This is a genomic window from Pseudomonas sp. BW7P1, assembly GCF_024981055.1.
GTDB lineage: Bacteria > Pseudomonadota > Gammaproteobacteria > Pseudomonadales > Pseudomonadaceae > Aquipseudomonas > Aquipseudomonas bananamidigenes.
The window spans coordinates 2,072,353-2,091,963 of record NZ_CP103374.1 but is presented as its reverse complement, the minus strand read 5'-3'; the positions used below and the strand labels follow the sequence as shown (position 1 = coordinate 2,091,963).

The 19,611-nt window shown below is 60.8% G+C and carries 20 protein-coding genes; 2 read left to right on the top strand and 18 right to left on the bottom strand.

From position 1 onward, the window contains the following. Positions 1-12: 12 nt before the first annotated feature. The 3 genes from NWV16_RS09550 to NWV16_RS09540 form a co-directional block, all read right to left on the bottom strand. Positions 13-735: an amidotransferase gene (locus NWV16_RS09550; protein WP_065258044.1), complete on the bottom strand. Its 723-nt coding sequence runs from the start codon at positions 733-735 to the stop codon at positions 13-15. A gap of 94 nt (positions 736-829) precedes the next feature. Continuing rightward, the gene (locus NWV16_RS09545; protein WP_260522826.1) at positions 830-2,974 is read right to left on the bottom strand and encodes a 3-hydroxyacyl-CoA dehydrogenase NAD-binding domain-containing protein; all 2,145 of its coding nucleotides are present in this window, start codon (positions 2,972-2,974) and stop codon (positions 830-832) included. 17 nt (positions 2,975-2,991) lie between these two features. Then, a complete protein-coding gene (locus NWV16_RS09540) occupies positions 2,992-4,197 on the bottom strand; it encodes an acetyl-CoA C-acetyltransferase (RefSeq protein WP_260522825.1) in 1,206 nt (401 codons plus the stop codon). Between the two features lie 583 nt (positions 4,198-4,780). On the opposite strand from NWV16_RS09540, the gene NWV16_RS09535 reads away from it, so the two are divergent. Further along, positions 4,781-5,602: a cytochrome c gene (locus NWV16_RS09535; protein ID WP_260523500.1), complete on the top strand. Its 822-nt coding sequence runs from the start codon at positions 4,781-4,783 to the stop codon at positions 5,600-5,602. 77 nt (positions 5,603-5,679) lie between these two features. Here NWV16_RS09535 and NWV16_RS09530 read toward each other — a convergent pair whose 3' ends face one another. From NWV16_RS09530 to NWV16_RS09485, 10 genes are all read right to left on the bottom strand, one after another. Continuing rightward, a complete protein-coding gene (locus tag NWV16_RS09530; RefSeq protein WP_065258048.1) occupies positions 5,680-6,483 on the bottom strand; it encodes a transglutaminase N-terminal domain-containing protein in 804 nt (267 codons plus the stop codon). Next, positions 6,480-7,430 (bottom strand): alpha-E domain-containing protein, encoded by a 951-nt coding sequence (locus NWV16_RS09525; RefSeq protein ID WP_065258049.1) that lies wholly within the window; start codon positions 7,428-7,430, stop codon positions 6,480-6,482. The genes NWV16_RS09530 and NWV16_RS09525 overlap by 4 nt, the downstream gene beginning before the upstream one ends. Before the next feature lie 12 nt (positions 7,431-7,442). Beyond that, positions 7,443-8,852, bottom strand: coding sequence for a circularly permuted type 2 ATP-grasp protein (locus tag NWV16_RS09520; protein WP_260522824.1), 1,410 nt, complete (start codon positions 8,850-8,852; stop codon positions 7,443-7,445). Between the two features lie 478 nt (positions 8,853-9,330). Further along, positions 9,331-9,678, bottom strand: coding sequence for a ribonuclease E inhibitor RraB (locus NWV16_RS09515; protein WP_260522823.1), 348 nt, complete (start codon positions 9,676-9,678; stop codon positions 9,331-9,333). A gap of 210 nt (positions 9,679-9,888) precedes the next feature. Then, positions 9,889-10,122, bottom strand: a complete 234-nt coding sequence (locus NWV16_RS09510) for a hypothetical protein (RefSeq protein WP_065258052.1) — start codon at positions 10,120-10,122, stop codon at positions 9,889-9,891. A gap of 154 nt (positions 10,123-10,276) precedes the next feature. Continuing rightward, on the bottom strand, positions 10,277-11,152 hold the full coding sequence (speE, locus tag NWV16_RS09505; protein WP_065258053.1) for a polyamine aminopropyltransferase: 876 nt from the start codon (positions 11,150-11,152) through the stop codon (positions 10,277-10,279). Positions 11,153-11,286: 134 nt separating this feature from the next. After that, complete coding sequence (locus NWV16_RS09500) at positions 11,287-11,478, bottom strand: PLDc N-terminal domain-containing protein (RefSeq protein WP_003223221.1); 192 nt, start codon at positions 11,476-11,478, stop codon at positions 11,287-11,289. 71 nt (positions 11,479-11,549) lie between these two features. Next, complete coding sequence (locus tag NWV16_RS09495; protein WP_260522822.1) at positions 11,550-12,080, bottom strand: hypothetical protein; 531 nt, start codon at positions 12,078-12,080, stop codon at positions 11,550-11,552. A 91-nt stretch (positions 12,081-12,171) separates the two neighbouring features. Then, on the bottom strand, positions 12,172-12,690 hold the full coding sequence (locus tag NWV16_RS09490) for an ankyrin repeat domain-containing protein (RefSeq protein WP_260522821.1): 519 nt from the start codon (positions 12,688-12,690) through the stop codon (positions 12,172-12,174). Between the two features lie 97 nt (positions 12,691-12,787). Then, positions 12,788-14,626 carry a long-chain-acyl-CoA synthetase gene (locus NWV16_RS09485; protein WP_260522820.1) on the bottom strand — a complete coding sequence of 613 codons (1,839 nt, stop codon included), beginning with the start codon at positions 14,624-14,626 and terminating at the stop codon, positions 12,788-12,790. 388 nt (positions 14,627-15,014) lie between these two features. Between NWV16_RS09485 and NWV16_RS09480 the strand changes: the two genes are divergently transcribed. Then, complete coding sequence (locus tag NWV16_RS09480; RefSeq protein WP_065258057.1) at positions 15,015-15,293, top strand: DUF3509 domain-containing protein; 279 nt, start codon at positions 15,015-15,017, stop codon at positions 15,291-15,293. A gap of 73 nt (positions 15,294-15,366) precedes the next feature. Here NWV16_RS09480 and mtnC read toward each other — a convergent pair whose 3' ends face one another. The 5 genes from mtnC to aroC all read right to left on the bottom strand — a co-directional run bounded on the left by mtnC (position 15,367) and on the right by aroC (position 19,584). Continuing rightward, positions 15,367-16,050 carry an acireductone synthase gene (mtnC, locus tag NWV16_RS09475; RefSeq protein ID WP_260522819.1) on the bottom strand — a complete coding sequence of 228 codons (684 nt, stop codon included), beginning with the start codon at positions 16,048-16,050 and terminating at the stop codon, positions 15,367-15,369. Positions 16,051-16,054: 4 nt separating this feature from the next. After that, positions 16,055-16,600 (bottom strand): acireductone dioxygenase, encoded by a 546-nt coding sequence (locus NWV16_RS09470; protein ID WP_260522818.1) that lies wholly within the window; start codon positions 16,598-16,600, stop codon positions 16,055-16,057. A 92-nt stretch (positions 16,601-16,692) separates the two neighbouring features. Then, entirely contained in the window at positions 16,693-17,319 is a 627-nt protein-coding gene (locus NWV16_RS09465; protein WP_260522817.1) for a methylthioribulose 1-phosphate dehydratase, read from the bottom strand. Continuing rightward, positions 17,316-18,461 carry an MFS transporter gene (locus tag NWV16_RS09460; RefSeq protein ID WP_260522816.1) on the bottom strand — a complete coding sequence of 382 codons (1,146 nt, stop codon included), beginning with the start codon at positions 18,459-18,461 and terminating at the stop codon, positions 17,316-17,318. The genes NWV16_RS09465 and NWV16_RS09460 overlap by 4 nt, the downstream gene beginning before the upstream one ends. A 31-nt stretch (positions 18,462-18,492) precedes the next feature. Continuing rightward, entirely contained in the window at positions 18,493-19,584 is a 1,092-nt protein-coding gene (gene aroC, locus NWV16_RS09455) for a chorismate synthase (RefSeq protein ID WP_260522815.1), read from the bottom strand. Between the last annotated feature and the right edge of the window lie 27 nt (positions 19,585-19,611).

Genomic DNA, 19,611 nt, shown 5'->3' with positions numbered 1-19,611 from the left:
GGGCGCTGGCGCTCAAGCAGCGTTTGGCTTGTGCGCCACGAAACGCATCATCCATTCCGCCACCGTGGTGCCGTGGTGATCGTTCTCAAGGCTGGCCACGCCCTTGCTGTAGATCTGTTCGCCCAGCGCTTCCTGACGCAGGTCCAGCAACGCTCGCGAATAGTCATGAATGAATTCCGGGTGCCCCTGGAAGCACAGCACCTGGTCGTTGATGTGATAAGCGGCAAACGGGCAGAAATCGCTGGAGGCAATCACCGTGGCGTTTTCCGGCAACGCCGTCACCTGATCCTGGTGGCTGATCAGCAGCGTCAGTTCTTCGCGCACCGGGTTCATCCATGGAGCCTTGGCCGCCAGCTTGTAGTTGTGGGTGCCGACACCCCAGCCCTGGGTCGCACGCTCGCTCTTGCCACCCAGCAACAGCGCCAGCAATTGATGGCCGAAGCACACGCCGAGCAGTTTGTCGCCGCGTTCATAGCGGGTCAGCAGGTATTGCTTGAGGGTCTGGATCCACGGGTCGGTGCCGAACGAGTCCGCCTTGCTGCCCGTGACCAGGTACGCATCGAACGTCAGGTCATCACTCGGATACTCGCCCTGCATCACGTTGTACACCGTGAACTCGGCGGCGATCGGCTGTTTCGAGAACAGGCGCTGGAACATCTGCCCGTAACCCTGATATTCATCGACCAGTTCCGGACGCAGGATGTCGGTTTCCAGAATGCAGATGCGTAGCGACATAAAAAATTCCTGACACGTGATGGGAATAATGCACACCCCAGAGCCTGCCCTGAAATCACCCGGCAAGGCAAGCCCCCGAATGCTTCCCGTGCCGTCAGAACAGCTCGCCGCTGGCAGCCTTTTGCAGCAACAAAGCCGGCGGTGCGAAACGCTCGCCATACTGTTCGGCCAGGTACTGGGCCCGTGCGACAAAGTCCTTCACGCCATATTGATTGATGAACTGCAACGCGCCGCCGGTCCAGGTCGCGAAACCGATGCCGAAGATCGAACCGACGTTGGCATCCGCCGTCGAGGTCAACACCCCCTCCTCAACACAGCGCACCGTTTCGATGGCTTGCACGAACAGCAACCGGTCCCGCACATCTTTCGGTGAAATCTGCCCGTCGGCTTTCTCGAAACGGGTTTTCAGCTCGGGCCACAGGTGCTTCTGGCCTCCAGCCGGGTACTCATAAAAACCGCCTCCCGCTGCCTTGCCCGGCCGCTTGTATTCGTTGAGCAGCAAGTCAATCACGGCGAACGCGGGATGCTCAATCAGCGGCTTCCCTTCCGCTTGCAGGTCTTTGGCCGTTTGTTGGCGGATATGACTCATCAGGCTGAGGGAAACTTCGTCGGAGATTGCCAGCGGTCCGACAGGCATCCCGGCCTTGCGCGCTTCGGTCTCGATCATCGCTGCGTTGATGCCTTCGCCGAGCATGGCAATGCCTTCATTGGTGAACGTGCCGAACACCCGTGAGGTGAAAAAGCCACGACTGTCGTTGACCACGATCGGCGTTTTCTTGATTTGCAGGACGAAATCGAACCCGCGTGCAAGGGTTTCGTCGCTGGTCTGCGCGCCCTTGATGATCTCTACCAACGGCATTTTTTCCACAGGACTGAAGAAATGCAGGCCGATGAACTTGCTCTGATCCGGCACCGCCGTCGCCAGGCCGGTGATGGGCAGGGTCGAAGTATTGGAGGCCATCACCGCGTCGGCACCGACCACCTGCTGCGCCGCTGCCGAGACCTTGGCCTTGAGTTGACGATCCTCAAACACCGCCTCGATGATCAGATCGCAACCTGCCAGATCGGCATCGTTTTCAGTGGTCCGGATACGCGCCAGCACCGCCTCACGCTGCTGGGCGGTCATCTGCCCGCGAGCGACTTTCTTGTCCAGCAGCATTGCCGAATGCGCCTTGCCCTTTTCGGCAGCCGCGAGGTTAATGTCCTTGAGCACCACCTCGATTCCGGCCGAGGCGCTGACATAAGCGATACCGGCGCCCATCATCCCGGCACCGAGCACACCCACACGCTTCGTCACATAAGGTGCCAGCCCCTGCGGACGCGAACCGCCGGCTTTGATTTCATTGAGCTGGAACCAGAAGGTGCCGATCAGGTTTTTCGAGATCCGGCCGGTGGTCAGTTCGGTGAAGTAACGGGTTTCGATCAGGTGCGCAGTATCGAAATCCACCTGCGCACCTTCCACTGCCGCACAGAGAATTTTCTCCGGCGCCGGCAACGTGCCCTGGGTCTTGGTGCGCAGGATCGATGGCGCAATGGCCAGCATCTGCGCAACTTTCGGATTTGACGGCGTGCCGCCGGGAATCTGATAGCCCTTCACATCCCAACGCTGCACTGGCGCAGGATTGGCCAGAATCCAGGCCCTGGCCTTGGACAACAGTTCATCGCGATCTGCCGCCAGTTCATCGATCAAACCCGCCTGCAGCGCCTGCTGCGGACGGACTTTCTTGCCCTCGAGCAGATACGGCAGGGCCTTTTCGATGCCGAGCATGCGCACCATGCGCACCACCCCGCCGCCACCCGGCAGCAAACCGAGGGTCACTTCCGGCAGACCGAGTTGCACCGAGGCATCGTCCAACGCCACGCGGTGATGACAAGCCAGGCAGATTTCCCAGCCGCCACCGAGCGCCGCGCCGTTGATCGCCGCGACCACCGGTTTGCCGAGGGTTTCCAGGGTGCGCAACTGGCCCTTGAGGGTCAGCACCATGTCGTAGAACGCCTTGGCTTCGGGCCTGCCGACCTTGATCAGTTCATTCAGGTCGCCGCCGGCGAAGAAGGTCTTTTTGGCCGAAGTGACGATCACCCCGGCAATGTCATCTTTTTCCGCCTGCAAGCGGGCGACACTTTCGGCCATGGCCTCGCGGTACACCGCGTTCATGGTGTTGGCGCTCTGGCCCGGCATGTCGATGGTCAGGACGACGATGCCGTCCTGGCCTTTTTCGTAACGAATGGCTTGGGTCATGACAAGGTTCCTGAGGGTCAGAGGCGTTCGATGATGGTGGCGATGCCCATGCCGCCGCCGACGCACAGCGTCGCCAGGCCGTAGCGCAGGCGCCGGGCTTCCAGTTCGTCGAGCAAGGTGCCGAGGATCGCGCAACCGGTGGCGCCCAGCGGATGGCCCATGGCAATCGAGCCGCCATTGACGTTGACCTTGTCCGGGTCGACGGCCATGTCCTTGATGAATTTCAGCACCACAGAAGCGAATGCCTCGTTGACCTCGAACAGATCGATGTCTTCGACCCGCAGCCCCGCCTTGGCCAGCGCCTTGCGGGTGGCCGGCGCCGGGCCGGTGAGCATGATGGTCGGGTCGGTGCTGGTGACCGCCGTGGCGACAATGCGAGCCCGGGGTTGCAGACCCAACGCCCGCCCTTTGGCCTCGGAGCCGACCAGCATCAGCGCGGCACCATCGACGATCCCGGAGCTGTTGCCCGGCGTGTGCACATGGTCGATGCGCTCGACGTGGCTGTAGACCCGCAGCGCCGTGGCGTCGAAACCCATCTGGCCGATCATCTCGAAGCTCGGCTTGAGCTTGCCCAAGCCTTCGAGGGTCGACTCGGCGCGAATGAACTCATCGTGATCGAGCAGGATGATGCCGTTCTGATCCTGCACCGGCACCAGCGATTTGTTGAACGAACCGTCGGCCCGGGCGCGGGCGGCTTTCTGTTGCGAGTGCAGCGCGTAGGCATCGACGTCCTGACGGCTGAAACCTTCAAGAGTGGCGATCAGGTCGGCACCGACACCTTGCGGGGTGAAATGGCTGTGCAGGTTGGTTTGCGGGTCCAGCGCCCAGGCGCCGCCGTCACTGCCCATCGGCACGCGGGACATGGATTCGACCCCGCCGACCACCACCAGCTCTTCGAACCCGGAACGCACCTTCATCGCGCCCAGGTTCACCGCTTCCAGCCCCGAGGCACAGAAACGGTTGATCTGTACGCCGGCAACGCTGACGTCCCAATCAGCCACTTGCACGGCAGTCTTGGCGATATCCGCGCCCTGGTCGCCAATCGGCGTAACGCAACCGAGCACCACGTCATCGACCTGGCTGGTGTCCAGCTCCGTGCGGCTCTGCAATGCGGTCAACAGCCCGGCCACCAGGTTCACCGGTTTGACGCTGTGCAGCGAACCGTCGGCCTTGCCTCTGCCACGGGGCGTGCGTAACGCATCGAAAATCAAAGCTTGGGTCATGGCGTTCTCGAACCTGTGCGGTGAGTGAAATTCGTGCTCCCACTCTTGGCCGAGACGCTCATGGATTCAATGACCACAGTGCTCAATGACGTTGACGTGCACGCTCAGACGGACGGTCATTCCCGGCCAGGTTAACCGGTTCAGGTCACCGAGCTGTCTAGCAAAAGGTCGGCAAAGAAGCTGGCAAAGGGCCTCATGCCTTTTTAATCGCGACTGGTAGCAAATACATGTGAAATGGATCTAAGCCAAGCGTGACGCGGGCCCTAAGGTGAACATGTACGTCGTTGTCGTCGGGTTTTGCCGAGGCAGGCGTTCTTCTACAGGAAGTGCAGCGCTTGCCGTCATGGACACGCAGGCAGGCATCAGGAAATAACAAAAAAGGCGGTCAAGCCATGTTCAAACAACCGAAAGTTCGTCAAGCGGGGCTCATCCTTTTCGCCACCACGCTGTTATTGATTTTGCCGAACCTGACCAAGGTGATTGGCTGATTCAAGCGGCGGGTGTTGCTCATCGCCACTGAAAATGTGACTGGCCCGCTATCCGGGCCAGCATGGCTGTGCCACTCTTTGCGCACTTCCACGACATGGACGGCGATCAATTGAAAGCACTCATTCTGTTCGGGGGCATGCTGCTGAGCATGTCCTTGTCTGCTGCTCAACTGGATCTGCAATTGGGCGAGAACAGTCGCACCTGGCAGACCGAGGAACTGCTCAAGCATCCTCAGGTGCAAACCCTCACGATCAAAAATGATGTGTCCTACAAGAAGGACATGACTTATCGCGCCGTGCCGATTGCCGCGCTGCTGACCGGTATAAAACCCGAAGATCACCTGCAAGCCGTGGCACTGGACGGTTTTGCCGCCGAGTTGGCCGCCGCGCCGCTGCTCAGCACCAAAGGTTCACGGGCCTGGCTGGCCATCGAAGACCCGGCCCACCCGTGGCCGCCGCTGTCGGAAGGCAAGCACAGCGCCGGGCCGTTCTACCTGGTTTGGACCGATCCGCAGGCCGACAATATCAGTCCGGAACAATGGCCGTTCGAAGTGGCGAGCATCAAACGCATGGCTCCAGTGGCCGAACGCTTCCCTGCCCTGCTGCCGGATCCTGCCTTGGAGGCCGATGACCCGGTGAATCAGGGGTTTGCACTGTTCCAGAAAAACTGCCTGGCCTGTCATCGACTGAATGGTGCGGGGGATGCGCAATTCGGGCCGGATCTGAATATTCCGTACAACCCGACCGAATACTTGGGCGCGGACTTCCTCAAGCGCTATATCCGCGATCCGCAGAGCTTGCGCCAGTGGCCGCAGGCGAAGATGCCGGGGTTCTCCGCCGATGTATTGCCGGATGCGGATCTGCAGAAACTGGTGGGGTATTTGCAGCACATGGCAGGGCGCAAGGTTAAATCCTGAGACATGCCTTGTGGGAGCGAGCCTGCTCGCGAAAGCGGTGTGTCAGATAATCCCGCGAGCAGGCTCGTTCCCCAAATTTACTGTTGTTGCACCGAGATGACCGGTGTCGGCGCGACCAGCACCTTCGCATGCATTTGCTCTGCCCCGCCTCCCCGGCGCATGCCCCGTACCGGGCAGGCATCCAGGTAGTCCAGCCCCACCGCCAGTTTCAAGTGCCGCTCCGGCCGCGCCAGTTCATTGGTCACGTCAAAGCTGTACCAAGCGTCATCGATCCAGGCTTCGGCCCAGGCGTGGCTGGCCAGGTGTTCGCAATCCTCGCTGTACAGATAGCCCGACACATACCGCGACGGCACCCCCAGGCTGCGTGCGCAGGCCAGAAACGCGTGGGCATGATCCTGGCAGACCCCCGCGCGCCCGGCGAACGCCTCGGCGGCGCTGGTATCGACTTCGGTGGATCCCGGCGTATAGGTCATGTGCTGGTTCAAGCCATGCATCAAGTCGATCAGCGCAGTGCGGTCGCGCCGCTGTTTGCAGGACTTCTCGGCAAACGCCCGCAACGCCTCGTCCGCCTCGGTCAGCCGGGTGAAACGCAGGAACGGCAACGCCGACTGGCGTTCATGTTCCGCTTCGCGCCTTTCGTCGATATCGACCTGCCCCCGAGCGCCGATGATGATCGCTTCGTGAGGCTCGTCCATGGTCAGGACATGCAGGATGTTGCCGAACGGATCGAGCTGGGCCCGCACCGGGCGCGGCAGGTCGAGTTGCCAGCTCAGCACATGCTGGCGTTCGCTGTCGTGAGGGGTCAGGCGCAGGTACTGGATGCTCGCCCGCACCTGATCTTCGTAGTGATAGGTGGTTTCGTGGCTGATGGAAAGTCTCATGCGGCCTCCAGATAGGAACTGTGAATGGCGTTGCCCAACTGGCGCACCAGTGGAATGAATTCGGTGAGCCAGGCGTGCAGCCCTTCCTCGAGGATTTCGTGGATGCCGGTGTAGCGCAGGCGTGCGTCCATTTCCGCCGCCAGCCGTTGCGCCGGGCGACCGTTGGCCCCTGGCAGTTGCGCGAGGATCTGGTCGATTTCTTCGGTGCAGGCCCGCAAGGAGCGCGGCACGTCGGCACGCAACAGCAGCAACTCGGCGACGTGCCGGGCGCCGGGTGCATCGCGATAGATCTCGGTGTAAGCCTCGAACGACGACAGCGCCCGCAATAACGCACTCCACTGGTAATAGGCGTGGGCGGTGCCGTCACTGACCGCTTCGGCCTGATCGCCGGCCATTTCATAGCGAGCGTCGAGCAGCCGCAACGTATTGTCCGCCCGCTCGATGAAGGTACCCAGGCGAATGAAGCGGAACGCGTCGTTGCGCATGATGGTGCCGTAGGACGCACCGCGGAACAGGTGCGAACGTTCCTTGATCCACTCGCAAAACCGGCTCATGCCATAGCGGCTGAGGCCCTGGTTGGCGATCCCGCGGATCTCCAGCCAGGTGGCGTTGATGTTCTCCCACATGTCGGCGGTGATCCGCCCGCGCACCGCGTGGGCACTGGCTCGTGCCGCGCCGAGGCAGCTGTAGATACTCGCCGGGTTCGCCGCGTCGAGGGCGAAGAAATGCAGCAATCGCTCGGCATGCAGCTCGCCGTGGCGCTCAAGGTAATCATCCAGGGTGCCGGTGATCATCAACGGCATCGCCAGTTCATGCAGGCCATCGCCACGGCCGTCCTGCGGCATCAGCGACAGCGAATAACTGACATCGAGCATGCGGGCGAGGTTTTCCGCCCGCTCCAGGTAACGCGACATCCAGTACAGATCCGAGGCAGTTCTACTTAACATGGCAGGCTTCCTTCAATCCTCGACCACCCAGGTGTCCTTGGTTCCGCCGCCCTGGGATGAGTTCACCACCAGAGAGCCTTCACGCAAGGCGACACGGGTCAAACCGCCGGGCACGACCCGGGTTTCGCGACCGGACAGTACGAACGGACGCAGGTCGATATGGCGCGGCGCAATGCCGTTTTCGACAAAGGTCGGACAGGTCGACAGCGACAACGTGGGTTGCGCGATGTAGGCGTAAGGCCTGGCCTTGATCCGCTCGCGGAACGCATCGATTTCCGCCGCCGTCGCCGCCGGTCCCACGAGCATTCCGTAACCGCCGGAGCCCTGGGTTTCCTTGACCACCAGATCTGCAAGATTGGCCAGCACATGGGAAAGTTCAGACGGGTTGCGACATTGCCAGGTCGGCACGTTCTGCAGGATCGGTTCTTCATCGAGATAGAAACGGATCATTTCGGTGACGAACGGATACACCGACTTGTCGTCCGCCACGCCGGTGCCGATCGCATTGGCCAAAACCACGTTGCCGGAGCGATAGGACGACAGCAATCCCGGCACGCCAAGCATCGAGTCCGGACGGAACGCCAGTGGATCGAGAAACGCATCGTCGAGACGGCGATAAATCACATCCACCGCTTTGGGACCGTCGGTAGTGCGCATGTAAACTTTGTCGTCGCGTACGAACAGATCGGCGCCCTCCACCAGCTCCACGCCCATTTCCCGGGCCAGGAATGCATGCTCGAAAAATGCGCTGTTGAACCGTCCCGGCGTCAGTACCACGACACTTGGGTCATCGAGAGGGCTTGAGCTTTTCAGGGTATCGAGCAACAGGTTCGGGTAATGGTCGATGGGTGCGATGCGCTGGGCCGCGAACAGCTCGGGGAACAGGCGCATCATCATCTTGCGGTCTTCGAGCATGTAGCTCACGCCGCTGGGCGTGCGCAGGTTGTCTTCCAGGACGTAGTAGGTCCCGTCGCCGTCGCGCACCAGATCGACGCCAGAGATGTGCGAATAGATATCGCGGTGCAGATCCAGCCCTTGCATCGCCAACTGGTATTGCTCGTTGGCCAGCACCTGCTCGGCGGGAATGATCCCGGCCTTGATGATGCGCTGCTCGTGATAGAGGTCGGCGAGAAACATGTTCAACGCCTTGACCCGCTGGATGCAGCCGCGCTCGACGATCCGCCACTCACTGGCGGGAATGCTGCGCGGAATGGTGTCGAAGGGAATCAGGCGTTCTGTCCCTTGCTCATCCCCATAGAGCGTGAACGTGATCCCCGCGCGATGGAACAGCAGATCGGCCTCACGACGCCGCTGGGCCAACAGTTCCTCGGGGGTTTCTGCCAGCCAGCGGGCAAACTCCCGGTAATGCGGGCGAACCACGCCGCCGGCATCGTACATTTCATCAAAACTGGTGCGGATCATGCCGTACTCCTTGTCACTCCGGACATGCAGGCCATCGCAAGGCCCGTGCCATCGGCATAAACGCTTTGATTTCAACAGGTTGGATATTCACATCGCACGCACCGCACCATTCCTGTGCGGCAAATGCCTCAACCTGATCACCCCCGCTTCATTGCGACGCAGCACCGTCGCCTATCAGCAGCATAGTCAGAGTTGATTTCACTGCCCGGCGCGGGCTGCGGATAATCCGCCCATCCGCTGCGAGACTTCCCGGGTGAAGCACGCAGCCCCACAGATCCGGCTTGCCCCGGCAAGCCCCTCCCGGCCGTAACCCTGACCGGTTCCCTCTCCTTCCGGTCTTCCCTTTCAGCCACCCTCTGCGGTGGCTTTTTTTTGCTCTGGATTCTTGTTTCAGGGTTTTACTGGACGTTTTTCAAGGTGCCGAAACGACAACGGCCGACCCGAAGGTCAGCCGTTGCCGGATGTGTGGCGAGGAGAATCAGTTCAAGCGATGGCGGTTGCGCACCTCCTGCTTCACACCCCAGCCTTCGATGATGCCGCCCAGAGGCTCGACCACCGCCGAAAACCCCTGTTCGAAATCGCCGATGTCGTCGTAGGTTGCGTACATCACCTTGCTCAATTCCAGAAACCAGGCGCCGTCGTCGCGCACACTGACCTGGGCATTGATGGATTCACCGCGAAACTTGCCTGCCGCCCTGCGCGCCCGCTCCTCGTCCGGGAAAATGGCGTAGAACTCGATGGGATGGAATCGGGAAAAATCGAAACCGCCTTCTTTCATGCGGCGCAGCACGTTGCTGCTGATGTCTTCTTGATAGGCTGTGCTCATGAACGTCCCCCTCGCATAGATGGATAGACTTTCCGTATTCCCTGCACCTGGCCGGACGGCTCAAGCGCTGTGACAACCGTGTTGTCGGCGGGAAACAAGCATGTAGCTGACAAGACCAGACCTTAGCGATCCGTTCGCTGATCTCGCTTGCAGAGTAGCCCCAGGAGAGAGCCGCTGCCAAGGTCTGGTGCGTTACCGGGAAAAAGATTTTCAGACGGGAGTAATGCTGCGGATTTCGATGCTGTGCTGGTTTTTCAGGGTCTTCACGCCGGCGTCGGCGGTGCGGCCTTCCAGGTCGTTGAGGTCAAGCTCGGCGACAACGGGCAGGAACCGTTCCTTGATGAGCCGGGCGGCTCGCTCATGACTCGGGCATTCTTCGCAATCGAAGACTTCATCGACGGTTTCACCATGATCGTCCACGAAAGTGACTTTCCACTTTGACATCGGAGCCTCCTCGATCAAACCCGCAAATGGGCTTACATCTATCTCGACTTTTGTCAGGATTGATCGTTCAAAAGCTTTACGCCGATGCAACATGAAAAACACTTCATCTGCGGGAGCGAAGCGGCTCGCCCCCGCAGTGACGGCGGCCGAACGATCAGTCGTTGCCCGGTTTGTTCACCGCTTGCAGCACGTATTGCGGCAAAGCGAAGGCGCCGATGTGGATTTCCGGGTTGTAGTAGCGGGTGACGATGCCGCTGCCGATGAAGCGCTGCTGCAGCACTTCACGGCTCAGCTTGCGATAGGCCGGGTTGGTCGAGCCCCAGGCGAACGTCATCGAACCGCCGATGTAGGTCGGCACGGCCGCCTGATAGAAGTGCCAGTCCGGGAACAGGCTGCGCAGGCGACCGGCGGTGGTTTTCACCTCGTCGATCTGCATGAACGGCGTGCCGTTCTGGGTCACGAGGATACCGCCCTCGTTCAGGCAGCGATGGCAAGCCTGATAGAAGTTTTCCGAGAACAGCACTTCGCCCGGACCGATCGGGTCGGTGGAGTCGGAAATGATCACGTCGAACTTTTCCGTGGTGGTCGCGACGAAACGCATGCCGTCGTCGATCACCAGGTTCAGGCGTGGATCGTCATAAGCGCCGCTGGAGTGGTTTGGCAGAAACTCCTTGCACATATCGACCACAGTGCCGTCGATTTCGACCATGGTGATGTGCTCGACGCTGGCGTGTTTGGTCACTTCGCGCAGCATGCCGCCATCGCCGCCGCCGATGATCAGCACGCGCCTGGCAGTGCCGTGGGCGAGGATCGGCACGTGGGTGAGCATTTCGTGGTAGATGAATTCATCGGCTTCGGTGGTCTGGATCACGCCGTCCAACGCCATCACACGGCCCATGCGCGGGTTCTGGAAGATCACCAGATGCTGGTGTTCGGTGCGCACTTCGTGCAGCAGTTTTTCCATGCGAAAACGCTGGCCGTAGCCTTCGTAGAGGGTTTCCAGATATTCGCTGGTCTTGGTGACGGTCATGTGAAGTGCTCCGATGAATGCGCGGGCGCCAATCGTCAGGTTCGATTGCCCGGGAAAGGCGCGCATTCTACGTTGCCGAAGATGACAGGTCGAACCTCAGTTCATCGGCCCCGCGCAATCCATGGGGCGAACGGTCAGATCCGCACATTGCCCCGCGGCCCGGCAATTGCCCAGATGATCAGGCCCAGTACCGGCAGAAGGATGATCAACAGCACCCAGAGGATTTTCATCCCGGTCTCGGCGCCGCTTTTCAGCACATTGATGATCGCCCAGATGTCGAGGGCAAGAATGATCAGGCCGATCAGGCCGTTGAACGTGGAACCCATGGTGTCGCTCCAGAATAGTGGCGTGCACTTTTAGGATAGACGGTCACGCGCAGGGTTCCCTTTTATTGCATTCAGACGTGGACGGCGACCTTCAAGGCTTCCAGCGAAGGCGCAGCGGCGATGCCCACTTCGGCGCACAGCTCCAGCACGCGCGGCACGTCGTTGCCGTAGACCAGCACCACTTGCAGCTCGTCGTCGAGCAACTGGCTGAAGTTCATCAGCGTGTAACCGCCGTTTTCCTTGTTCAGGCTGCTCATCTGCACCTGAATGCGATTCAGCGCGGTCAGGGCTTCGGTCCTGGCCAGTTGCTTGGGCTTGAGGTTGAACGCCACGTTCGGACCGAACGAGGCGATGATCCGGGCGAACAGGTCAACGTAGGTGTCGGCCTGGAACAGCACAGTATCCGGCAGGCTGCCGACCACGACCCACTCGCCCAGCGGAATCGGGAAGGTGTCGTCGTAGTTGATGTCCGGGTTGGCGGTCAGAAAAGCCTCGGCATCGGCGTAGGCCTGTGCGGCTTCATCGGCGACCTTCTGGATCTCGTCTTCGCCCATGCAGCCGGAGCTGATTTTGCTGATGAGTTCGGCGAGTGCGGCTTTCATGGGGGGCAGGTCCTGTGGCGAAGGGATTTCGAGGGCGCGAAGGATAGCGCATTCTCGTCCTCGCCACAGAGCCGGTTGCGGATCGTCGGCTTCAGCCCAGCAGTTTTTCCAGCTGCGCGGTGGTGTCCACGGCCCCCATGGTGCGCGCCGCATCCAGCGCGGTAACGCCGTTGGCGTCCTTGGCTCTCGGGTCGGCGCCCTGGTCGATCAGATACTCGACGATCTCGACCCGGTTGAACATCGCCGCCATCATCAACGCCGTACGACCGTCGAAGGAGGCGCCCTCAATCTGCGCCCCGCCGGCCACGAGGGCCTTGACCACGGCCAGATCGCCCTTGAACGCGGCGCCTGCAATCGGACTCTGGCCATTGCCATTGCGCTTTTCAGGATCGGCCTTGTGCTTGAGCAGCACTTGCACCGCGTCCACATGCCCGTAGTAACTGGCGAGCATCAGCAGGGTATCGCCCTTGCTGTTGGTGAGGTTCACCGGCAAACCGGCCGTGATCAGGCGATCCAGCATCACCGCGTCACCTTCGCGCGCCTTGTTGAATACCTGCTCGGTGAATTCGGCAGCTTCTTCGGGCGTCATCTGGCGGCTTTGGTCGGACATGGGGCAACTCCACTTTCGGTCAATCGGAAAGCCGCTAGTTTCCCGAGCGTGGCGATAGCTGTCACCCCCTTTTTTCCGAGACAGCCAATAGCCAATATCAATAACGCAATTTGCCTGCGCGGATATCCGCAAGGATTTCATCCGTCACCTGTTCGTAGGTTTCAGTGCCCGGCAGCCAGGCGTAGACAGGGTCGTCCCCCGTTACGCCCGGGTCGAAGCCTTCGTTTTTTAGGCGCGTCTTCTGGTATTTGAAAGTGCCGGTGGTTTCCATTTTCACCTTGACCCTCAGGAACAGCGGTACCGCGTAGGACGGCATGCGCTGGCGGGCAAACGCCAACAGCTCGGTGAAGTCCAGAGTCGCCAGGGACTCGGCGGGTGTAATCGCCGCCATCCCGGCGCGTCCGTTGGTATTGGGGATTTCCACGCCATAGGCCACGGCTTCGGAAATGAGCGGATGCTGCAGCAAGAGGTTCTCGACCTCGGTGGTCGAAACGTTCTCGCCTTTCCAGCGGTAGGTGTCGCCGAGGCGATCGACAAATTGCGCATGGCCGAAGCCGATGTTGCGCAGCAGATCACCGGTATTGAAGAAGCGGTCACCCTTGGCGAATACATCCTGCAGCACGACCTTGGCGGTTTTCTGCGGATCGGTGTAGCCATCCAGCGGCGCCTTGTCGTCAATTCGCGCCAGCAACAGCCCTCGCTCGCCCCGGCCGACCTTACGCATGAAACCGTCGTCGCCGCGAATCGGTTCGCCGCTGTCCTGATCGTAAGCAACCAGTTCCCAGGCCATCAGCGAGAAACCGATGGTGTTGTCGAAATTGAGGATGTTGGTGAAACCGATATTGCCGTCGCTGGCTGCATACAGTTCGCAGATGTGATCCACCGCAAAGCGGGTCTTGAATTGAGCCCAGGCACCTGGCCGCAAGCCGTTGCCGATCATCTTGCGCACGTCATGGCGGCTGTCATCGCTGCTGGCCGGCTGATCCACCAGATAACGACACAACTCACCGACGTAGCCGATGGTGGTGGCACGGTAGCGCCGCACATCGTTCCAGAACTGGCGGGCGCTGAACTTGCGGCGAATGGCGAAACCCGACGCGCCATTGACCGCCGACCCCCAGCACACACAAAGCCCGGTGGCGTGATACAGCGGCAAGGTGCAATAGACGATGTCGTCCGGACGCATGTCGAGGGCGATCATGCCGAAGCTCGCCGAACTGCGCATCCAGCGCCCATGCTTGAACACTCCGGCCTTGGGCAACCCGGTGGTGCCGGAGGTGTAGATGTAGAAACAGGGGTCGTCGAAGAAAATCTGCCGGCTGCTGGCCGGGTTGTCGCCTGATGCATCGGCACTGGCGCTGATCAGATTGGCGTAACCCTGCGGGGCGATGCCCGGATGACTGAACGTATCCTGATCAGCCACGAACCAGGTGCGGGCCGGCGCAATCTTCACTTGCTCGCGTACTGCTGCAAACGCTGGCAGCAACTCCTCACCAACGACGATCGCCACCGGCGCCACCAGATTGATGCTGTGGATCAGCGTGTCACGGGTCTGCGAAGTGTTCAGCAGCGCACTGACAGCACCGACCTTGGCCAGCGCCAGAATCGTCACCAGCAGTTCCGGACGGTTCTCGATGAACACGGCTACCACATCGCCTTTGCCGATGCCCTGCCCGATCAAATAATGAGCAATGCGGTTGGCCCACTGGTTGACCTGGGAATAACTGAGCACCACCTCGCCCGACAGCAGCGCGGGACCCTCGGGATTGCGCAGGGTCGCTTGCTCGAATGTCCAGCCAAGGCCACAGGTCCGGGTCGGATCCTTGACGTTGGCCACCTTCAGGCCTTTCACCACCCGCGGGATGGCTTTGGCGATCGTCGGCAGTTTGCGGAGCATCATGCCCCAGGTAATCGTGTCGCCAGGCGCGTGACTCATGGCAGCTCCCGTTGGGCCTTGACGTGCAGGCCGGATTTTTATTGTCGGGCAATCGGGTGAGGCAACCGGCGCTTTCTGAGCGAGGGTCGAGGCCGAAAATACGTCAGGGCTTCTCGGGCTGTACACGCGGTTTTTGCAATGTTTTGTATCCGTCAGCGCTACAGGACGAAGCGCGATCGCGGCGGGATGCAATGGTTCCGTCAGATCGACAGCAATCCCGCAAAATGCAGGATGCACGATGGCCATTCATGCAGATTGCACGACAACCTGAATTTCAGATATCTATAACTTATTGATTTATAACGAATTTATAAAAACAAAATACTGGCACAATCACTGCAACTCCCTCCGCATGCTTGCCCTTCAAGTGCATACGGAGCTGAAAGACATGAGCCTGATCCAAGAAAAATTTACCTCCCTGTTCTCCAACTTCGCTGTGACCACCCAGCCACGTCCCGATGGCGGGATCCTGCTGACGCTCAAGAGTGCCGACGGCAAAGTGTTCAAGCGTGCGCTTACCTATCAGCAATTGCATGCCGCCGACCAACTGTCGTGGGCGATCAGCGCGATTCGTCGTGATCTGGCGGAACAGGCCAGCGAGCTGCCGCAGATCGGCATGCTGCAAAGCCAGCAGCGTTTTGCCCTGCCGACCTATCACTCGATGTAACGAACACTGCATAAACAGACAGGCCGTGGAGCTTTCGCTTCACGGCCTGTTTTTTGCGCATCGATTTATGGGGTCAGAACGCTTCCGGCTCGATCCCGGTAAAGCTGTCGACGGTCACATGCCCTTCCAGCTCCCCGCCCTCTCGGGCCAGGCCGCAGGTTTGCAGGCCGGCGGACCGGGCGGCGTCGAGTTCCTGCACGATGTCGGACAGGAACAGGATCTCCTGCGGCTCGACGCCGATGGCCTGCTGGATAGTGCTGTATGACTGCGCTTCGCGCTTGGGCCCTGAAGTGGTGTCGAAGTAGCCGCTGAACAGCGGCGTCAGATCCCCGGCTTCCGAGCAGCCGAAAATCAGTTTCTGTGCCTGGATCGAACCGGACGAATAAACAAACAGTTGATAACCAGCCTGATGCCAGCGCTGGAGCGCTTCGACGGCGTCCGGGTATACATGCCCTTTCAACTGACCGGCCTGATAGCCTTGCTCCCAGACCATGCCCTGCAACGCTTTCAGCGGCGTGGCCTTGCGATCTTCGGCGATCCAGGCCAGCAGAATCTCTACAACTCGCTCAACGTCGGCCTGGGGTTCGTTGCTGTCACGGCGCACGGCGTCCAGTTGCCCGGCAACGTCCGCGCGGGCGGCGTTCTGGCGAACGAAGTCCGGCAGATGCTTCGCCGCATACGGAAACAGCACGTCGAACACAAAACTCACCGCGCTGGTGGTGCCTTCGATATCGGTGAGGATGACCTTGATCGACATCGGCTCAATCCTCCAGACGCGGGAAGCGGCCGGCGATGTCTTCACCGGTGAAGTTGGCGACCCAGCCTTCAGGGTTGTTGAACAGGCGGATCGCGACAAAGTGCGGGTTCTCGCCCATGTCGAACCAGTGTTTGGTGCCGGCAGGCACCGAAATCAGGTCGTTCTTCTCGCACAGCACGGCGTAGACGTAATCGTCGATGTGCAGGGTAAACAGGCCACGACCGGCGACGAAAAAGCGCACTTCGTCTTCGCCATGGCGATGCTCTTCCAGGAACTTGGCGCGCAACTCGGCTTTCTGCGGATGATCACTATCGAGGCTGACCACATCGACGGTGATGTAACCGCGCTCGGTCATCAGTTGGTCGATTTGCTCACGATAGGCGCCGATCACTTCTTCCTGGCTGGCACCGGGCTGGATCTTGGCGGCGGCTTGCCAGCGGTCGAAGCGCACACCCTGCTCGGCCAGGGTCGAGGCGATGTCTTCGAAGTGGGTCAGCACCTTGTTCGGAATTTCAGGGCTGGAAACGTGATAGACGGACAGGCTGCTCATGGGGCAATTCCTCGGTATCGGCCTTGCCGTCCGGTTCTTCGAGACCGGTCGGGCACTGCATTCATCAGGCAAATGGGCTGGTTCTGGTGAAGTCAGCCTTGGCGGTTCATGACGCTGCGGGTCTTCAACTCGCATTCAAACAGGAATTCAAAGGCTTCGATCTGGCGCAATGCATCACTCATCTGCGCACCCCAGGTGTAAAGACCGTGACCGCGAATCAGATAACCGACGCAATCGGGATGGGCATCGAGCCAAGGCTGCACCTTGGCGGCGAGGCGTGCAATGTCCTGATCGTTGTCGAAGATCGGCACCCGCACCCGGGATTCGTGGGTCGTAATGCCGCTGAAGGCTTTTTGCAATTCGTAGTCTTCGAACTCGATGAAGTCTTGCGGCGTCAGGCGCGACAGCACCGTGGCGTTCACCGAGTGAGTGTGCAGCACCGCGCCGATCTCCGGGCACCAGCTGTAGAGCTGGGTATGCAGCAGGGTTTCGGCGGAAGGCTTTTTGCCCGGTTCCAGGCTGTTGCCGGACAGGTCGGTCGCCAGCACATCGTCCAGACCCAGTTGGCCCTTGTGCTTGCCGGACACGGTCAGCAGCGCTTCGCCCGGCGACAGGCGCGTCGAATAGTTGCTGCTGGTGGCCGGCGACCAGCCGCGGCCATAAAGAAAACGCCCGGCATCGATGATCTGCTGGGCAAGCTGTTCACGGGTAAGGCTCATGGCCTGTCCTCTTGCATACGTGTGGCAATGATAACGGCAGCAGCAAGCGCCGCGAGACTGGCAATACTAAAAGTCAATGTCGCACCGAGGGCGTTCCAGCTGTAACCGGCATACAACGCACCGAGCGCTCCGCCGGTACCGGCCAGCGCCGCGTACATCGCCTGCCCCTGCCCTTGCTGACGGGCGCCGAAGCTACGTTGCACGAAGGCGATGGCAGCGGCATGAAAGCTGCCGAATGTCGCAGCATGAAGCACCTGGGCAAACAGCAGCACCCAGAGAAATTCGGCGAACGAACCTAACAGCAACCAGCGCAGCGCCGCCAGCAGAAAACTGGCCATCAGCACCCGTCGCAGGGAGAAGCGCGTAAGAATCCGGCTCATTGCCATGAACATCAGCACCTCCGCCACCACGCCAACGGCCCAGAGCATGCCGATCACGCCACGGCTGTAGCCCAGTCGTTCAAGGTGCAAGGTCAGAAACGTGTAATACGGCCCGTGGCTCACCTGCATCAGCGCCACGCAACCGTAGAACGCCAGCACTCCGGGTTGGCGCAGCTGTTTGAGGAATCCCTCCCCGGTCGGTCGGTTGCCCTGAGGCGGTTGCGCGTTCGGCACCCACAGACTGCTGAGCACGATGCCGGCCATGATCAGCACCAGCGCCGCCGGATAAATGTCGAGGCTCAGCCATTCGAACAACCGTCCGAGGGCGACCACGGTGATGATGAAACCGATGGAACCCCATAGCCGGATCTGGCTGTAGCGAGACGTCTGGCCTTGCAGATGCGCCAGGGTGATGACTTCGAACTGCGGCAACACTGCATGCCAGAAGAAAGCGTGCAACGCCATGACCATCGCCAGCCAGGCGTAGGTCTTGCTGACGAAAATCAGCGAGAACGTCAGCAGCGTGCACAGCGCGCCGAAGCGCACGATGGCCAGTCGTCTGCCGGTGTAGTCGCCGAGCCAGCCCCAGATGTTCGGCGCCACGCAGCGCATCAGCATAGGGATCGCCACCAGCTCGCCGATGCGTGCGGCGCTGAACCCGAGGTGATCGAAGTACAGCGCCAGAAACGGCGCCGTCGAGCCGAGCAAGGCGAAATAGAACAGATAGAAACTGGACAGCCGCCAGTACGGAAGCGCCGCCACGGTCAGACCGCAGCGGCCGTGAGTTGCCCCATCAAAGCTGACCCAGCACCGGGGTGTTCACCCGCACGTCGGCGTTCTGACCACGGTGACGCAACAGGTGATCCATCAGCACGATGGCCATCATCGCCTCGGCAATCGGCGTGGCACGGATGCCGACGCACGGATCGTGACGACCCTTGGTGATCACTTCGACCGGGTTGCCGTCGATGTCGATCGAACGGCCCGGGGTGGTGATGCTCGACGTCGGCTTCAAGGCCAGATGCGCGACGATCGGCTGACCCGAAGAGATGCCACCGAGGATGCCGCCAGCGTTGTTGCTGAGGAAACCGTCCGGGGTCAGCTCGTCGCGGTGCTCGGTGCCGCGCTGGGCGACACAGGCGAAACCGGCGCCGATCTCCACACCCTTGACCGCGTTGATGCTCATCAGCGCATGGGCCAGTTCGGCGTCGAGACGATCGAAGATCGGCTCGCCCAGACCCGGCATCACGCCTTCGGCGACCACGGTGATCTTCGCCCCGACCGAATCCTGATCACGGCGCAGCTGGTCCATGTAGGCTTCCAGTTCCGGCACCTTGTCCGGGTCCGGGCTGAAGAAGGCGTTCTGTTCGACCGATTCCCAGGTCTTGAACGGGATTTCGATCGGGCCGAGCTGGCTCATGTAGCCGCGAATCACGATGCCCTGGGTCGCCAGGTATTTCTTGGCGATCGCACCGGCCGCCACACGCATGGCGGTTTCCCGCGCGGAGCTGCGACCGCCGCCGCGGTAATCGCGCTCGCCGTATTTGTGATGGTAGGTGTAATCGGCATGGGCCGGACGGAACAGATCCTTGATCGCCGAGTAATCCTTGGACTTCTGGTCGGTGTTGCGAATCAGCAGGCCGATGGCGCAACCGGTGGTGCGCCCCTCGAACACGCCGGAAAGGATTTCGACTTCGTCGGCCTCCTGACGCTGGGTGGTGTGACGGCTGGTGCCCGGCTTGCGGCGGTCGAGGTCGCGCTGCAGGTCTTCAAGGGAAATCTCCAGGCCCGGCGGGCAGCCGTCGACAATGGCGACCAACGCCGGACCATGGCTTTCGCCCGCGGTGGTGACAGTGAACAGCTTGCCGTAGGTATTGCCGGACATGCAGGACGCTCCGTTAAATCAAACCCG

What these genes read in the sequence shown, in the direction of transcription:
- NWV16_RS09550 (WP_065258044.1), bottom strand. Translation starts at nt 735, where the DNA reads ATGTCGCTACGCATCTGCATTCTGGAAACCGACATCCTGCGTCCGGAA.
- NWV16_RS09545 (WP_260522826.1), bottom strand. Translation starts at nt 2,974, where the DNA reads ATGACCCAAGCCATTCGTTACGAAAAAGGCCAGGACGGCATCGTCGTC.
- NWV16_RS09540 (WP_260522825.1), bottom strand. Translation starts at nt 4,197, where the DNA reads ATGACCCAAGCTTTGATTTTCGATGCGTTACGCACGCCCCGTGGCAGA.
- NWV16_RS09535 (WP_260523500.1), top strand. Translation starts at nt 4,781, where the DNA reads ATGGACGGCGATCAATTGAAAGCACTCATTCTGTTCGGGGGCATGCTG.
- NWV16_RS09530 (WP_065258048.1), bottom strand. Translation starts at nt 6,483, where the DNA reads ATGAGACTTTCCATCAGCCACGAAACCACCTATCACTACGAAGATCAG.
- NWV16_RS09525 (WP_065258049.1), bottom strand. Translation starts at nt 7,430, where the DNA reads ATGTTAAGTAGAACTGCCTCGGATCTGTACTGGATGTCGCGTTACCTG.
- NWV16_RS09520 (WP_260522824.1), bottom strand. Translation starts at nt 8,852, where the DNA reads ATGATCCGCACCAGTTTTGATGAAATGTACGATGCCGGCGGCGTGGTT.
- NWV16_RS09515 (WP_260522823.1), bottom strand. Translation starts at nt 9,678, where the DNA reads ATGAGCACAGCCTATCAAGAAGACATCAGCAGCAACGTGCTGCGCCGC.
- NWV16_RS09510 (WP_065258052.1), bottom strand. Translation starts at nt 10,122, where the DNA reads ATGTCAAAGTGGAAAGTCACTTTCGTGGACGATCATGGTGAAACCGTC.
- speE (WP_065258053.1), bottom strand. Translation starts at nt 11,152, where the DNA reads ATGACCGTCACCAAGACCAGCGAATATCTGGAAACCCTCTACGAAGGC.
- NWV16_RS09500 (WP_003223221.1), bottom strand. Translation starts at nt 11,478, where the DNA reads ATGGGTTCCACGTTCAACGGCCTGATCGGCCTGATCATTCTTGCCCTC.
- NWV16_RS09495 (WP_260522822.1), bottom strand. Translation starts at nt 12,080, where the DNA reads ATGAAAGCCGCACTCGCCGAACTCATCAGCAAAATCAGCTCCGGCTGC.
- NWV16_RS09490 (WP_260522821.1), bottom strand. Translation starts at nt 12,690, where the DNA reads ATGTCCGACCAAAGCCGCCAGATGACGCCCGAAGAAGCTGCCGAATTC.
- NWV16_RS09485 (WP_260522820.1), bottom strand. Translation starts at nt 14,626, where the DNA reads ATGAGTCACGCGCCTGGCGACACGATTACCTGGGGCATGATGCTCCGC.
- NWV16_RS09480 (WP_065258057.1), top strand. Translation starts at nt 15,015, where the DNA reads ATGAGCCTGATCCAAGAAAAATTTACCTCCCTGTTCTCCAACTTCGCT.
- mtnC (WP_260522819.1), bottom strand. Translation starts at nt 16,050, where the DNA reads ATGTCGATCAAGGTCATCCTCACCGATATCGAAGGCACCACCAGCGCG.
- NWV16_RS09470 (WP_260522818.1), bottom strand. Translation starts at nt 16,600, where the DNA reads ATGAGCAGCCTGTCCGTCTATCACGTTTCCAGCCCTGAAATTCCGAAC.
- NWV16_RS09465 (WP_260522817.1), bottom strand. Translation starts at nt 17,319, where the DNA reads ATGAGCCTTACCCGTGAACAGCTTGCCCAGCAGATCATCGATGCCGGG.
- aroC (WP_260522815.1), bottom strand. Translation starts at nt 19,584, where the DNA reads ATGTCCGGCAATACCTACGGCAAGCTGTTCACTGTCACCACCGCGGGC.